The organism is Wenyingzhuangia sp. IMCC45533 (genome assembly GCF_054111225.1).
In genome coordinates this window covers 186626-203610 of sequence record NZ_CM134197.1, presented here as the reverse complement: position 1 = coordinate 203610, position 16985 = coordinate 186626, and the positions used below count along the sequence as shown (strand labels likewise).

Annotated in this window: 13 protein-coding genes; all 13 read right to left on the bottom strand. The window is 30.7% G+C overall.

The features are described 5' to 3' along the window. Position 1: 1 nt before the first annotated feature. A complete protein-coding gene (locus ACXGQW_RS00875) occupies positions 2-3247 on the bottom strand; it encodes an SNF2-related protein (protein WP_457823230.1) in 3246 nt (1081 codons plus the stop codon). Between the two features lie 17 nt (positions 3248-3264). Then, entirely contained in the window at positions 3265-3462 is a 198-nt protein-coding gene (locus tag ACXGQW_RS00870; RefSeq protein ID WP_457823229.1) for a helix-turn-helix domain-containing protein, read from the bottom strand. Positions 3463-4379: 917 nt separating this feature from the next. Then, complete coding sequence (locus ACXGQW_RS00865; protein ID WP_457823228.1) at positions 4380-5336, bottom strand: hypothetical protein; 957 nt, start codon at positions 5334-5336, stop codon at positions 4380-4382. A 210-nt stretch (positions 5337-5546) separates the two neighbouring features. Next, entirely contained in the window at positions 5547-6461 is a 915-nt protein-coding gene (locus ACXGQW_RS00860; RefSeq protein ID WP_457823227.1) for a GIY-YIG nuclease family protein, read from the bottom strand. 2825 nt (positions 6462-9286) lie between these two features. Further along, a complete protein-coding gene (locus ACXGQW_RS00855) occupies positions 9287-9997 on the bottom strand; it encodes a hypothetical protein (RefSeq protein ID WP_457823226.1) in 711 nt (236 codons plus the stop codon). A 226-nt stretch (positions 9998-10223) separates the two neighbouring features. Then, complete coding sequence (locus ACXGQW_RS00850; RefSeq protein ID WP_457823225.1) at positions 10224-10772, bottom strand: GNAT family N-acetyltransferase; 549 nt, start codon at positions 10770-10772, stop codon at positions 10224-10226. A gap of 23 nt (positions 10773-10795) precedes the next feature. Further along, a complete protein-coding gene (locus ACXGQW_RS00845) occupies positions 10796-11515 on the bottom strand; it encodes an SDR family oxidoreductase (RefSeq protein ID WP_457824204.1) in 720 nt (239 codons plus the stop codon). Positions 11516-11771: 256 nt separating this feature from the next. Further along, positions 11772-12374, bottom strand: a complete 603-nt coding sequence (locus ACXGQW_RS00840; protein ID WP_457823224.1) for a hypothetical protein — start codon at positions 12372-12374, stop codon at positions 11772-11774. A gap of 316 nt (positions 12375-12690) precedes the next feature. Further along, complete coding sequence (locus ACXGQW_RS00835; RefSeq protein ID WP_457823223.1) at positions 12691-13656, bottom strand: Fic family protein; 966 nt, start codon at positions 13654-13656, stop codon at positions 12691-12693. 283 nt (positions 13657-13939) lie between these two features. Continuing rightward, positions 13940-14638 carry a hypothetical protein gene (locus ACXGQW_RS00830; protein ID WP_457823222.1) on the bottom strand — a complete coding sequence of 233 codons (699 nt, stop codon included), beginning with the start codon at positions 14636-14638 and terminating at the stop codon, positions 13940-13942. 235 nt (positions 14639-14873) lie between these two features. Then, positions 14874-16133 carry a hypothetical protein gene (locus ACXGQW_RS00825; protein WP_457823221.1) on the bottom strand — a complete coding sequence of 420 codons (1260 nt, stop codon included), beginning with the start codon at positions 16131-16133 and terminating at the stop codon, positions 14874-14876. 214 nt (positions 16134-16347) lie between these two features. Next, positions 16348-16650 carry a type II toxin-antitoxin system RelE/ParE family toxin gene (locus ACXGQW_RS00820; RefSeq protein ID WP_457823220.1) on the bottom strand — a complete coding sequence of 101 codons (303 nt, stop codon included), beginning with the start codon at positions 16648-16650 and terminating at the stop codon, positions 16348-16350. Then, on the bottom strand, positions 16650-16871 hold the full coding sequence (locus ACXGQW_RS00815) for a hypothetical protein (RefSeq protein ID WP_457823219.1): 222 nt from the start codon (positions 16869-16871) through the stop codon (positions 16650-16652). The genes ACXGQW_RS00820 and ACXGQW_RS00815 overlap by 1 nt, the downstream gene beginning before the upstream one ends. Positions 16872-16985: the final 114 nt, after the last annotated feature.

Here is a 16985-nt window from a genome sequence, read left to right as displayed (position 1 = left end):
ATTAACTGTTGGTAATATATCCTGAAAGAATCACTTCTCTTTTTTGGAATTTATTATTGTTTTGTTTGTTGATATCCATTCTGATACGTCCATACTTTCTTAATACTTGTAAAACGTGCAATGGTTCAATAACTTTCTCTAATTCTTTTTTGACTATTTGAGCTGTTTTTTTTGCCATTTTCCCTTCTTTGAGCGTGGTTTTTGCAGCTGTAATAAACTCTTCGTCTGTTTCTGTGAAACCTTTAAAGTTTTTAAATAGTTTATCCTTGATGATTCGGTCTTCAATATATTTCGCATTTGAGCGACCTCTATTACCACCTATTTCTTCTTTTGCAGTAGTGTCAATTGTGAATTTCGCTCTGTTTGTTTGCAACATAGGGAAGAAGTTACTTGGTACTTTTCCTCTTGGTGTTTGCGGTTTACATTCTAATTCTTGTACAGCATCAAAAAATGTTGCTTCATCAGATTTGCCACTTTGGAACTGATAGAACTTTTTAAGTTTACCAATTCTAAAAAATGTTATCATTTTTTGAAGCTCTAACTCTTTATTTACAAATCCACTTCGTGCCTTTTTTGGAAGATTTTTAATTCGTTCAAATACATCAGGATTATTGTCTCGAATATCTCGAATAATTTCTAAATACTTTAATTCAGAATCACCAACTTCATCTTCACCTGAATATGCTTTTTTGTTATTTAAAGTGTTGAAAAGCTCTTGACTTCCAAATTCTTCACCATCGCTTAAATATTTGGCATCTTCTCCTAAAATATCGTGAAACATTTGAATCTTGTTTGTGATATTTATTTCTAAACCCAAATGAGCATCGGAATGCGTTGTTGGGAAAAAGTTGTAGATATATACAAATGGGAACGTGCTACCTAAACGATTAACACGTCCAGCACGTTGTAAAACTCTTGTTGGATTCCAAGGTAAATCATAATTTACAAGTACATTCGAGCGATGTAAGTTGATACCTTCTGCCAAAACATCGGTTGTTATTAATAGCCTTATGTTATTAACTTGGTCTGCTTTTTTACGATTAGGGTCGTAATTGCATTGAATAATATCTCTAGAAACGTTTTGATTTGATAAAAGTGTTTTATTACTATGTCTACCACCAATACTAGAGAAAAACATTACCTGTTCTGGAAATTCGTCTATTAAAGCTTCATATAAATAATCACCAGTTTCTTTAGATTCTGTAAAGATTACAAGCTTATTCTTTTTAAATATTTTATCTGTTTTAAGTTCATTAACGAACTTCTCTAATTTTGGGTCTTCGTTTACAGTTGCCCAAACATCTCTTATATATTCAAGAATTAATAAGTCTTTATTTAATTTATCAATGTAGTCTTTTGTAAAGTCTTCAGATTTGTATTTATGTGCTTTATCTTCATTAACTAACTCTTCTAATCTATCAATATCATCATTTTCTAATAAGTCATAGACATTTACTTTCTTACTGATGTATATTGTCCCAGACTTGTACATATCAATAAAGTTCTCGTAAGATTGAATAAATCGACCAATACTCATACGAAAAGCGTGGAAACTACTTTCTAGACGCTTTACTAAAATACCTTTCATAAATCCACCAACGTTTCGTTGTTGTTGCTTTTCAAATTCAGAAAGTTGTTTGTTTCCTTTATAAAATAATAAAGGTGTATAACGAGCGTATGTAAATTCTAATAGTTGTTGAATGGTAGATTTAAAGATATGCTCTAAATTTCCTTCATATTGATATACAATTTTATTTGGGTCATTTAGAGTAGGGAAGACCAAGCCTTGTTTTTGCATATCATTTTTGAAGTACGTCATAACATCGTTACGAGTACGCCTTACCATTACATAACGCAACACATTGTTGCGAATATCGTCTGAAATTTCTTTTATGAGTTGTTTGTATTCTGGTTCTGCCTTATCAACTTTGTTAAGACGTGTTCTCAATCCTGCAAAATATTTTTCAAGATTTGGAACTCCAGGAATAGTCGAGTTTTTTGGTGATTGAAATAGCTTTAATTGAGCAAAAATATCATTAATCGTATTGTTCAGAGGTGTTGCAGTTACTAGAATTACTTTCTTATTAGTGCAAATTTCTAGTAAGTCTGCATAGGCTTGTGTTCCTTCATTTCTAAATCTATGTGCTTCGTCAACTACTATATAATCATAACGTTCTGTTCCTTTTTTGAGAATGTGAGGTAACTTACCTAACGACTCTACTTCAAAACTTCTAATTCCAAAATCGAAAAGAGAATCTTTCCAATAATCTTTTAAAACTGGTGGACAAATTACTAAAGTACGACCAATCAATTGTTGTAGTAATAAGGCAGTTATGAATGTTTTACCTAAACCTACCACATCAGCTAAAAAGACACCATTATACCTTTCGAGTATTTTTTTGGATTGGATTGCAGCTTGACTTTGGTATTTAAGCTTCATAAAACCATCAGGTAAAAATGGGTCGAACTCATCTTCAAGGTTTATATCTTCTTCTAGATATTCATAAATTAATTTTAGATACAATTCGTAAGGTGAAATGTTTTCGCTTAACCAAGTTTTCTTTTCTATTGTATCAATAAAGTCTTCTGAAATATCTACAGATTCAGCCCATAATTTGTTGAATTGGTCTTCTGCGAAGAGTACGTCTCTTTTAGTTCTTAATTCAACATTAAATTCTCGATTTGCAATTAAACCAGATTCTGAAAAGTTACTTGAACCTGTAATTACGAAACCATAATCTCTATCATCTGGCTCGAACTTTCCTATATAAACTTTGGCGTGAATATTTTTTGAAGGATAAGCTCTTATCTCTAATTTTTTTCCATTTCCGTGATATGCTTTGTCAATTTCTGGGTCTTGGCATTCTGTATTTAAAAACTCAATAAACTTTTTAATTCCTAATTCAAGTTTATCTTCATTCTCATTTGCATCTTCAATTTCTTCTTTGAGATTTTTTTGGTAAACTTTTTTTGTTCGTTGATGAGATTCCAAATCCATCATTGACATTTGTTCATTATATGCTATGATGTCATATGAATCTTTATCTACATTCAGACCAACTAATATTCTGATTTTTTCTAATGGCTCTAGCGATTCATATATTCTATGGAAACCACTCATTCTAAAATAACCTACTAAAACATCAAAGAGTTGAGTATCTCGTAAGGTTGATTTGAACCTACTTAATAGGCTGTGTCCTTCTTCGTTTGTAAAAAATGTTAAGTCGGTTTGGTCTATGTTTGACATATTAATTTTTAATCTATCTAAAGTTCTGTTCTTTCAATTATTAATTCTTTGATTCCAACATTTAAGATTTCAGCAATCTTGTACAAGTCCTCCAAACTGGGTTGGCGTTTGTTTTGGGCATAAGAGTGTACCATATTGTAACTCTTTCCAAGTTGTTCAGCTAACCAGATTTGTTTTATTCCTTTTTGTTTTAAAACCTCTTTTATTCGGTTCATTTTGAATTTTTTTAATTCAGTTCACTAATGTAATTAAGATTTTTCACATACTCACTAAATGAGTATTAAAATTATCATTCCGTAAAAGTGTGTGGTGGGAAAAGGCAAGCTCTTTTTATTTTTTGAGGTACGAGAAAAATGAAATGTGCTTGACTGTGCGGTTGGCTTTTTTAATTTAAATGTTGAATTTTAGCTCGATTTTCGCATTACTTACAACGGCTCTGGCTAAGGTTAGTGTGGGGGAGATAAATCATTGATTTATCGGATACGCACTAAGCTGAAGCCTTTTTGTTTAGTTTTTATTTTGTTGTTTAAAGCTAAATCGAAAAGGATTTAGCGACTCAGTAAATATACACAAAACATCGGATTAGAAATCAAGCCCGCATTAACTTTAGCCGTTGTTGTGTTTTCGTGATTTTCATTGTTACGATTAAGTCAGTGTTACTACTAAATCTCTTCATGGTTGCGATTAATTCAACGTTGCTACTGACTCTTTTCGTGGTTGTAATTAATTCAACGTTGCTACTGAATCTTTTCGCGGTTGTGATTAATTCAACGTTACTTCTTAATCTTTTCGTAGTTGTGATTAATTCGGCTTTGCTACTTAATCTTTTCGTAGTTGTGATTAATTCAACATTGCTAATTAATCTTTTCGTAGTTGTGATTAATTCAACATTGCTACTGAATCTTTTTCTGGTTGCGATTAAGTCGATGTTACTATTTATTTAAAGAATATTTGATTTGCAAATTACATTTTCGGCGGAAAATCACCATGAAACACAACGTTGTTGTATATGGTTTGTTGCGTGTTTTAAGCACCTAATTTAGCAAATACAAACCGAATAGAAAATCCGCGAGAATTTTCGTAAGTAGGCTAGAACTAGCAATAAATTATATACGGTGTTGCCACCAGTTTTTTATTCTTCTGCTCGTTTCTTTTCAACTTTCAGAATATTATTTTGAATATCTTTCATTATTATTTTTCCCCACCAACCAGCATAAAAATTAAAAGTTGTATTCATTTTGAAATTACTATATAAATGCAAACGATATTTTCCTTCGTTCAGTTTTTCAAGTTCATAAGTTCCGTTTAATACATCAAAATATTTTCCTCCGATTAAAATGTGTTCGTCAAGAGTTGTAGATGGAATTTCGTAAGTATTAGCCTTAATTGAAAAGACCATTTTCTTATTTTCTTCATATTCTGTAACTGTTTCTCTGAATATTAGTCCGTTTGTAAAAATTGCTTCTCGATAAGCACCAACTCCATTATAATTTAATTCGGCTTTTAAAGGTCTTGGAAATCCTAAAAACTCTGTCAAATATCCAGTATCTTCTTCTTTTTCAATTGTTTTAACTCTTGTTATATTTTCCCAGATTTTTTCTGCACTTGAATTAATATCTATATATGTATAAGCTTTATATGTTCCTGGAATTTTTTCAATTAACTGTTCAACTGGTGAAATTAAAAAAGGAATAAGGATAAGTAACGAAATGTTTAGTCTGTCATTTCTTCTTTTTAACTTTAAATAACCGCCAATTAATCCACCTATTGATGCTGCTATTAGGAAAATGGGAAGAATCATTAACCAACAAGCCCAACCTTCAATTGCCAAGGCAAGTGTGATTATGAGAAATAAAATTATTGGAATCCAAGGTGTGAAAATCCGATACCACAATTTTTGAACTTTATTTTTGTCGGAAAGATAGACAGTTAATGCACCAACTATTGTTGGAAGAAGAAAAAGAAATGTAACTGACATTACAGAAAACAATTCATTCCAATCTTTAACTCCGAAAGCTAATCTTAAAACTATTGCGTAGAGAGTCGGAATTCCAATTGCAATAAGTATGTTCTTTAAGTTTTTGTTCATTTTTTAATTGGTGGCAACGGTCTTGTGTATGAAATGTAGCGTGCAAAAAGACACTAACTTTTCGGATTAACACAGAGCCAATTTTTTATATTTTGTTTTAACTTTTCAGTTTTAAAGCCAAATTAAAAATTTGGCGGTCTTTGTAAATAAGCACAAACCTTTCGATTTAGTACTTATTTAGCTATGTTTTATATACGTTGTTGCCAGCAGTTATTTTAGTTCACTTTTCTCTATTTCCTTTATGGATTGTCCTTTGTCATTTTTCCAAACATTTCTTCCATTAACAGAATATCCGAGAATTACTGCAGCCGCAGCTGAAGCACTTGAAAAGAGATAATTTCTCGCAAAATATAAATCTCCGTTTGGTTTTTTCTGAATTACATTTTCAGCTATTAGGGAATCTCTCAAATTTCCATAACCATAATTTTTAGTTGGATTTTTAGAGACATTCGAACTTTCAATAACTACAAGTCCTTCGTTTGTTTGTATAGCATTAGCTTCAATTCCGCTTACACTTAAATTCAGTTCTAAATCTCCAGTAGCATTTATAATTATATTATTTTCAGTTGTTGCTGTTAATGCAATTTCAGTCTCGTGAATGTTCTTAAAAGCAATCGGGTTTTCCAAGAATTTATGACCCAACGTTCCTGTAAGTACTTTAATATTAGATAAAAACTCCTCCATTGCATCTCGGTCGGGAAGAGGAAGAGAGCTTAAAGTCGGATTATTTCCATTTTTGAGTCTATATCTTTTTGTTTCATTTGCTATTTGAACAATTCTACTTTCAAGATATTTTATGTGTGACTTTGTTAGATTGTCATCTTTACTTGTAAATAGAATTACTTCGTTCCAAAAGTCTTTTTTAGAATCGTGATTTTTCAATCTATCCCAAACATTTTCAGCTTCTCCAACATAAGCGATTTGTTTTAAAGTATCTTGCTCATAACCAATCAGGAAATAAACTCCTTGTGTGTTTATCTCTTTGGAGAAGTGTTTATTTAATTCCGATATTTTTGTTCTAGGACAGGAAAGTGCTTGAATTGTCTGATTAACAACTTCAGCAAATTTGATTCCGGTAACACTACCTTCTTTTAAATAAATTCTAATACTTTTTCCTAATGTCATTGATTTCGTTTAATTGCTGGCAACTGTTTTGGCTAAGCTTAGTGTGGGAGTTGATAATCGGAAGATTATCGGACGAGCCACTTAGCTTAGACTTATTTTATAGTTTTTTCTTTCGTCGATTTAAAACTAATCAAATAAGTTTAAGCGGACAAAGTAAAGAAGCCAAAAACATCGAGAAAACCGAAAAACCCATATTAAGTTTAGCCGTTGTTGTGTTTTCGTGATTTTCATAGTTACGATTAATTCGGCGTTACTACTGAATCTTTTCGTGGTTGCGAATAATTCAGCGTTGTTACAGAATCTTTCCGTGGTTCTGATTAATTCAGCCTTGCTACTGAATCTTTTCGTGGTTGCGATTAATTCGACGTTACTTCTAAAACTTTTGGATTTGTGATTAATTCAGCGTTGTTACAGAATCTTTTCGTGGTTGTGATTAATTCAGCCTTGCTACTGAATCTTTTCGTGGTTGCGATTAATTCGGCGTTGCTACTGAATTTTTTCGAGATTGAGGTTAATTCGGCGTTACTACTAAATCTTTTCCTAGTTACGATTAGGTCAGCATCGCTACTGATTTCAAAAGTATTTGAATTGTAAACTACATTTTCGGCGGAAAATCACCATGAAACACAACGGTTTTGGCTTAAAATTAGTTTGGTGTTAGATGAGCAACGCCCATTCGGAAGAACCACTAAACAAAAACCATTTAATTATTTTTTGAGTTAAAAATAAGGTAAATGGTTTTTGTGGCAAAGTAAAAAAGCCTAAAACTTCGAGAAAGGAGAGAAGCCCAAATTAATTTTAGCCGGTGTTGGCATATGCAAGTTCCGCAGCTACGTTTTCACTTCACCTTTTACGTTTCTACAAACGCAATTATAACTTTATTTTCGTAGTTATTTTATGTTTCAATGATTTTACTAATTCCTTTTTAATTTTCGTTTCCACTGACTTGTTCGCAATTTTATAGCTTTCGGCATTGTTACTGTTTGATTTTCAGGGCTACGATTTTCAGCGCTTCTACTGGTTTCATTTTCGTAGCTGCGTTTCATTCAGCATTGCTACTAATTTTTCACATAATTCCAATTTTCAGCGTTTCACCTATCTTTTCAATTCTTAGCAAATTATCCTGTTAAGACTTAATTTTCGGATTTAGTTTTTACGCGTAAGATGTAAGCTAGATTTTCTTAGAATAGGTCTATTTTATTTGAACTGCGCGAAATCAGACGTGATTTCGACCTTGTTTATGCCAACGGCTTTAGCTACGATTAGTACAGAGTTAGACAGAGAATGTAGTGTCGGACTATGACTAAAGCAAAAACCTTTTTGTTTGTTTTTAAATTTTAAAATTAAAACTAACAATAAAGGTTTTTGTGACCAAGTAAAATAGCCACAAACTTTGAGGTTAGGAGTGAAGCCTGTATTAATTATAGCTGTTGTTAACTTAATTTAGCATTATCGATTCAAAATTTCAAAAGAATAGTGATTGTTCAAACACGTAACTTATATATAAAAATCGTTCATGTTTTCAGATTATAGATATTTCAGCACATTTAAATTTCAAGATTATTCACTTTCAACAAACTCTTCGGAACATCTTCTGATATTTTCGTTTAGTAAAAACTATTTCGATTTGATTCCAATTTTCAAGATTAGTTACGTTCTGCGAAGTCTTCCACACGTTTCTATATTTAAAAAGTTTTAAATTTCAGCGTATAATTCGGCACGTTTTATTTGATTGTCAATAGAGTTTTCGTTCGTGTTTTCAGTAGCTCAAAATTCGAAAGTTAGTGAAGATTTTTCGGCTGCGAGCTAGGGGTTTTATTTCCGAGTAGTTTTTTGAGAAATACTTGTTTACCTACCGTTAATTTAAATTCCTGCGCCTAATTCCACCGGAATTAGTGGGCTATTTAAGTTAACGGTTTTGGCTTAAGGTTAGTGTGGGGGAGATAAATCAGCGATTTATCGGATACGCACTAAGCTTAAGCCTTTTTGTTTAGTTTTTAATTTGTTTGTCAAAAGCTAAATCGAAAAGGATTTAGCGACTTAGTAAATATACACAAAACATCGGATTAAAAATCAAGCCCGCATTAACTTTAGCCGTTGTTGCCTACTGCCATTTTCATAACTACTTTTCAGTCGAATAGTTACGATAAATTCACGTTTCAGCTTTTCAGTTACGTAGCTAAGATTATTTCGACGTTTCAGCTTTTCGGTTACGTGGTTACGATTACTTCAATTGTTTCAGCTTTCGGTTACGTGTTTATGATTATTTCAACGTTTCAGCTTTCGGTTACGCGTTTATGATTATTTCAACGTTTTAGTTTTTCGGTTACGTGGTTACGATTACTTCAATTGTTTCAGCTTTCGGTTACGTGTTTATGATTATTTCAACGTTTCAGCTTTCGGTTACGCGTTTATGATTATTTCAACGTTTTAGTTTTTCGGTTACGTGGTTACGATTACTTCAATTGTTTCAGCTTTCGGTTACGCGTTTATGATTATTTCAACGTTTCAGCTTTCGGTTACGCGTTTATGATTATTTCAACGTTTTAGTTTTTCGGTTACGTGGTTACGATTACTTCAACGTTTCAGCTTTCGCTTACGTAGTTACTATTATTTCAACGTTTCAGTTTTTCAGTTATGTAGCTACGATAAATTCAATGATAAGGTAAGAGAATTCTATTCCGTAAAATTTTTCGTCACGGTTGTAGGCAACGGTATTGTATAAAATCAGTTTGGGGAGAAAGCTCGTTAGAGTTTCGAACCGTGCTGATTTAGTTAGTTTAAAAGTACAGAACTTAGGGAAAGAAACCAAGCCCAAATTGTTTTTATACGTTGTTAGCTTTAGTATTTTTCAATGTTACTGCACGTTTTCCACAAGGAGAGATAATAAGGATTCTGTCAAACATTAAATCAAAATTTATTTTTTTTGATAATTCAACTAATTCATTTTCAACGATTCCATAGCCTATGTTATCTATTAATGCAAGCCACCAATTATTATATTCAGATTTAAAAGTGAGTATTTTTTCATATTTTTCGGGTATTATTTGTTTCAAACTTTTAATGATCTCACTTAAAACAAACACCCAGTTATCCAAATCATTCGAAGCTCCAATGAAGTATTTAGATTTTAATTTGTGCTCCGAAGGAAATATATCTAATTTGAGATTATTATTTATTTCATAACTATGACTTTCATTCATTCTTGAACTATGATATTCTAATATAGAACTGATTTTTTTCTTTATTTTAATATTATAATTGAGAGGTCTTGAGTATGTAATTCCAACAAAAGCAGATTTATTATAGTTTATATTTCCAAAATTTTCTATTTGCTTACGAATTTTAGGAATTATATTGAATTGAATTTTTTCAAGCGGAATCTCGTTCTTAAAAATATTCAGTCGTCTAACTTCTACAGCAATTTTATTATTCAATTCAAAGTCAGGGGTTCTTTGTCCTTTCGGCTCAAAGATTATTTTTTCAAAACCTATAGAGTTGAAGTAATTTTTAGCTATTTTTTCTTCCTGTTTCAATATTAAAGCTAACGTTAAATATATGGCATTTAGGGCAGAGGACAAGCAATTATTTTCGGTTTAGTACTAAGCCAAATTTTTGCATTTTGTTTTATCTTTTCTTTATAAAGCCAAATCAAAAGATTTGGCGACCCAGCAAACAAGCACAAACTTTTGAATCGACTTAAATCGCCCTATTTGCTATATATAGTGTTGTGCACTGTTTTCAATTTAGATAAGGTGTGTTTTAATTGGCCTTTAATTTTTTGGACCAAATAGTTAAATCGCAATCTGTTTTTAAAAGTAGAAAAAGCTCTGGGTATTTTTTCTTGCAAGATTCTTTTTCTTGAGGAACATACCCTAGCTTAGAATACCATTTTTTTAAAAATTCTTTTGTGTGATGTTTCCAGTTTGAAGGTGTTAATAATTCAAGTTTCATTATATTTAATTCATTAGAAACAGCCCATTCTTCAGCTTTTTTAATTAATTTATTTCCAATTCCTTTTCTTTTATAGTTGATATCTACTGAGAGCATTCCGAATTCTCCTGTTATTCCATCTTTCATTTTTTTTACTAATACAGTTCCAATTATTAACCCTTTCTCTTCAGCAACAATCAATTGGTTATTTCTTATGTTCTTTTTTAATTCATTAACAGAGGTTCTATTTGAATTTACTGCCCATAGACCTTCTTCCCCTTTTTCATATGTTTTATTAATCAAATTGCAAATAGAATTGATTGTTTGATCAGAGAAATCATTGCGTTTAGCAAAATAAATTTTTAATGTTTGATCCATCATATTATGTTATTTAGATAGTGCTATTTTCCTCCAGCAATATCAATTAAAGCTCCTGACGTATAACTTGCTTCTTCTGATATTAACCAAACGACAGCTTTTGCTATTTCAATTGGTTCTCCAATTCGTTGCATTGGAATTAGTTTCTTAACATCATCAAGTCTATTAGGTGTTTTATGTATTTCTGTTTTTATAAAGCCGGGTCTTATAGCGTTTACTCTTATCCCGATAGAAGCAACTTCTTTAGCTAACCCAATTGTAAATGTATCAATAGCGCCTTTAGAAGAAGCATAATCAATATATTGATTAGGAGAACCTGATTTGGAAGCTCCTGAAGAGATATTAATTATACTACCTCCTAATCCGTTCTGGTTTATTGACATTCTATTAATGGCTTCTTTAGAACAAGCAAAAGTCCCGAAAACATTTGTGTCAAAAGTCTTTTTTATTCTTTCTAAAGGCATATTTGCTAAATCCGATTGAGCTTCTAATACTCCAGCATTATTAATTAATCCAACTAATTTCCCATCAATTTTATCAATTTCTTTGAAGAGTTTAATTATATCTTCTTCTTTTGATATATCAGCTTTTATTAAAGAGCCTGTTCCTCCATTTAAGTGTATTTCATTAATTACTTCTATTGCTGAATTCTCATCATTTCTGTAGTTGATACATATGAAGTAATCTTTTTTTGATAATTCTAGAGAAATGGCTCTTCTTATGCCTCTATTTCCTCCTGTGATGAGAATGATTTTTGCCGTTTTTTGGTTTTAATAGTGCACAACGGGTTTGCATAAGGACAGTGTGGGAGTTGATAGGCAAAAGTCTATCAGCCACAGACTGAGCTTATACTTATTTTTAGTTTTGTTTTTTGTTGAAATTAAAATTAACAAATAAGTGTGAGCGGACATAGTAAAGAAGAACTAAACTTCGAATTAGTCCACAAAACCCACATTGTTTTTATGCGTTGTTGTGCTCTGTTTTAAGATTTTAACCAAGTCATTCTCTAAAATTATCGTAAGGTTGAATTAAAATTTCGAAGTTACCATCTGTAATTTTATCTGATAAAGATGTCTCAAAATTAAAAATGTTTGATTCAAATTTTCCTGTAATAATAAAATTACCATTACAGAATCTTTCTTTCTTTTCGATGATGAACGAGGATTTATTATGATTAAAGGATTGAATTTGTTCTTTGACATCTCCATAATCATAATACCAGTCATTAATATTTGTATTTGATCTATAATTATCAATTGAATCATTAGTATACCATATTTCTACCCCTTCAAGTTGATTTTTATAATCAAATCTATATTTCATACTCTCAGTTTTTATAAGTGTATCAAAATCAAAATAATTTAAAGTCATATGTCCATATCTATCTCTCCTCAAATGTTCTCGTGAAATTTGATAATATAGAGATAGACTTATCCCTTGATTGGAAGTGTTTTTTCCATAAATATTATATCCAATTCTAATAGAATCATTTTTATATGAACTATCTCTAGATAGTCCTATTTTCGATAGATGATTTACCTTATAGTGTACGATTTTGTTATTGAGTTTAAAATTGATGTATGAGCTATCAATTTTCTCCAATCCATTATCACAAGATATGTTATTTTGTTTTAAGCCTAATTGATCATCAGGTTTGTCACATTTACTTAGTATGGAAACAATTATTAATAATATAAATATTTGATTTATTTTCATTGTCATTTTCTCAAATAGTGCACAACGGCTCTGGCTAAGGTTTGTGTGGGAGAGATAAATCAAGGATTTATCGGATACGCACTAAGCTGAAGCCTTTTTGTTTAGTTTTTTAATTTTGTTGTCAAAAGCTAAATCGAAAAGGATTTAGCGACTTAGTAAATATACACAAAACATCGGATTAGAAATCAAGCCCGCATTAACTTTAGCCGTTGTTGGGCACAGTTACGATATATTTTGTTTTATTCATTTCTCCTATTTTGTTAAACAAGCCTAATTCAATTCCTTTTTTCAAGTCTCTTGTTGCCGTGGAAGAAGAAATATTTTTAAAAGTATTCATATAATCCTTTCGAGTAAATTCACTAATATCTAGTGAACTAAAATATTTAATTCTTTCTCCTGTGTTGAAATTTCGATTATTAAAATTTAATAAACTGTCAAGAGAATTTTCAATTATAGATAACATATATTCTACAAAGAGTGTAGATTTTCCTAGCTTATCACATTGAGAAAGTACCCTATAGTATTCATTTTGATTTGAACTTATTAGAGTTTCAAAAGGAATATATTCGAATACAGTGTATTTTTCCAATAGTATTAACGTTTGCCATAACCTTCCCATTCTTCCGTTTCCATCTATGAAAGGATGGATGAATTCCATCTCATAATGAAAAACACAACTTTTAATAAGTTCAATCTCATCGGATTCTAAATAGTTAAATAAGTCTTTCATTAAAAAAGGAACATTCTCAAAAGGAGGAGCTAAATGTTCAACCTTAGCACCTTTAACTATTCCAACACCTTGTTTCCTATATTTTCCAGGATGTTCCATCAGTCCATTCATTAATAAATGATGGGCCTGTAAAAATGATTTTTCAGATATGGATTTAAAATCATTTACACTTTCATATACTTTTATGGCATTGATTACCTCAATAACATCTTTTTCAGGTCCAATAACTCTTTTATTATCCAATAAAGCTGTTATTTGTTCTTCGGTTAAAGTGTTTCCTTCAATTTTCAGTGAAGAATGAATTGTTTTTATTTTATTTTGTTTTCTAAGGGTAGGAGATGGTTTATCTAGAAATGTTGCGTTAATTTCTCCTAATTTTTCAGATATAGTAGAGATTAATTTTAAAATTCGAGGAGTTATATCGTAAGGTGGTTTCATTTATTGATACTATCATTTGATGCTATCAAAGATAATTCAATTATGATGTTATTAGATGTTTTTCGTGGTAAATTTTATTGTGCCCAACGTCTCGGCTATGGTTAGTACGGGAATTAAAAGTAATTAATTTCCGATTAAGCACTTAGCCAAATCTTTTTATTTTGTTTTATCTTTTTCTTTTTAAAGCCAAATCAAAAAGATTTGGCGGACTTCGTAAATATGTGTTAACTTTGGGTTAAGCACCAAAACCCGTATTAATTATAGCCATTGTTAGGTAGCGTATTTATTCATTTTTTATAAAATTCTCATATTCATTTGTCTTCATAATCGTTGATTGATATGGAACTATTGCATTTGGGTCTTCGTCATTATATTCGTCAAAAAATTTACCGATTAAATCCACTTTTATTAAATCTGGTTTGGTGTCAGGAAAATAATACAGTCCTCTTTTTTCGCCAAGAATAACCAAATTACTCTTCTGTTTTTTAGAATAGTAATTAACATATTTTGCTGATTGCTCCACAAGTTCAAATATTCCATTTTCAGATATTTCACGTTCAACACCGCATCCGTGTTCCAATAGTTTGAAATTGATTGTTTTCGGAAATTCAATTGAGTCTTTTGTTATAATCTCAAAGATTATATCAGTTGAATAACAGTCAGGTGCTCCGCAATCGAAACTGTGAAGATTAAAGGGAAGTTCGAACTTAATATTATCGTTTATTTGATTTACAAGTCCTCTGATATATAATTCTTGTAAAACACTATTAGACTTTAGATTTTTATTCGGTTTTGAATTCAGAATTAAAATTCGCAAAGAGTCTTGAGTTTCTTCAAAAGTCAATTCTGTATTAATTACTTTTTCATTTTCCGTAATTATTTTTTCAGATACAACTTCAGTCTGGACATTAATTTTCTCCTTTTTCTCTTTAATAGAACAGGATATAATTAGTAGACTAAAAAAGAAAAGAGTAAGTCTCATAGTTTTGTTTTCGTTGATTTTGTCATATGCTACCTAACGGGTTTGGCTAAGCTTAGTGTGGGAGTTGATAAATCGAGACTTATCGGACGAGCCACTTAGCTTAGACTTATTTTATAGTTTTTCTTTGTCGATTTAAAACTAATCAAATAAGTTTAAGCGGACAATGTAAAGAAGCCAAAACTTAGAGAAAGAACCCAAAACCCACATTAAGTTTAGCCGTTGTTAGGCATTGGTTTTATTTTGCTTCTAATTTTTCTAATCTTTTTTGTATTTGAATTAATCTTAAATTTAAAAGTTCGAGTTCTTTAATTTTTTTTCCCTGTTCAATAGCGTATAAAGTTAATTCTTCTATTTTTTGCAATAGTTTAGTATCCATTTCACCAAGATGAATCCCATTATTTTTGACCTCTTCAGCATTTGGTATGTCTTTCAAGTGTCCTTTTTCTCTTATATAATTTTCTACCTCTGTTAATGTTGGTAAATTATAGTTTTTATCAAAAACAAAATCAGCCCAATTATTATATAGAGCAACTTTTACTTCTGTAGCGGCTATTTTTCCATTTACACCAAGTTTATAACCTTTAGTGTCTATTGTTCCAATACCTACATCTCCATTTCTTGTAATTCTGACTCTTTCTGCCCCAAATGTTGAAAAACCTAGAAATCCACCAGAACCGCTTTGACCTCTGTAAAATGAAATAAAACCATTGTTTTCATCATTATCATATTTTAATCCCAGTCTGAAAGATTCCACATCCGTAGGTTGAGTAGTCAAAGTTTTTGTATACAATGAAAATTTACTTTCGTTAGCATTGGCTAAAATTGAACCGTAACTATTATTTCCGTTATTAATATGTAATTTTGCATTAGGAGTTGTTATTCCAATTCCAATATTTCCATTGTTTTTAATAACAAATTTAGTTCCATCATTATAAAATCCTAAATCTCCAACACCAGTTCTTCCGTTTTCAATATTCCAATCTATGTTGTTAGTAGAATCAAATAATTGAATAAGTGGAATATTATTTTGAGTTGTAGAGGCAATAAGTCTACTACTCTTAATACTCCCATTTACCTCTAATCTCGAGTCGGGAGTAGCTGTTCCAATTCCAACATTTCCATTTCCTGTAATTCTCATTTTTTCAGTTTGTCCATTTGAATAACTTGCTTGAGTGAAAAATTGCATTCCATAAGTATTATTACCAGCACTTTGAGTTATTGTTCTTAGAGATGTTCCAAAAGTATCATATTCTCCATGATTTATTGAATGAGCAATCATAACTGCAGAAGAGTTATCACTATTGTTTAAATTTCGAATTAATAGGTTACCTCCCTTTATTTCAAGTTTTGACAATGGATTGGTAGTTCCAATTCCAATATTTCCATTTTTGTATATAAAATCATTTTTTAGCCCTGTTTCTGTTTGTATTTTCTCTTGAGCTTTAATACCAAAACTCATTCCAATTAACGTAATTAATAAAATTCTTTTTTTCATAGTATTTTTATTTTGCCTAACGGTTTTGGCTACGAAATGTTTGGAGTTTGTAATCAGCGACGTATCGATACTTACTTAAACAAAAGCCATTTAATTATTTTATTTAAAAGTAATATAAATGGCTTTTGTGACAAAGTAAAAAAGCACTAAACTTCGAGAAATCAGGGAAGCCCAAATGTTTTGTAGCCGGTGTTGTACTGCGTTTTTTCGCTATTTATATTTCTTTCTTCAGTTTATTTGGATTTTGACGCGTATCAAATATCGTAACAATTGTAATTTTTTCACGAGTATATCGATAGAATAAAGTCGTTTGTTTCGTTATTACACATTTATACAATCCAATTTTATTTTCAGATTGAGGAAAACTTTCAGGATTAATTTTTATTAAGTTGATGTTTTTATCTAACTTTTTTATGAAGTCCGACTTAACTTTTAAACTCCAATTTTCAAGAAGAAATTTAAATAATTTTTCAAGTTTTTTCTCAGCCGTTTTTGAAATAATTACAGTTCTATTCATTATCTGTGAGAAGCCATAAAAATTTCATAATCGGTTGTTTTACCTTGAGAAATTTCTATATCAGCATTGTTGATTTCTCGCTGTTGTTCAGAACTGAGTTCATCCCATAAATCAGAAGTTTTATCTTTCTTTAAAATGTTTTTTATAGACTCAATTATTGAAGGATTGTTTGTGTTTATTAACAATTTCATTAATTCTAACTTTTCTGCTTGTATATCCATAATTAAAACATTTATTACAAAAATAGCAAATTTCGATTTGAATATAGTTTTTCGGGGTTATTATTTAATGCTGTACAACGGGTTAGTATAAGCTTCAGTTTGGGTTTTGAAAAT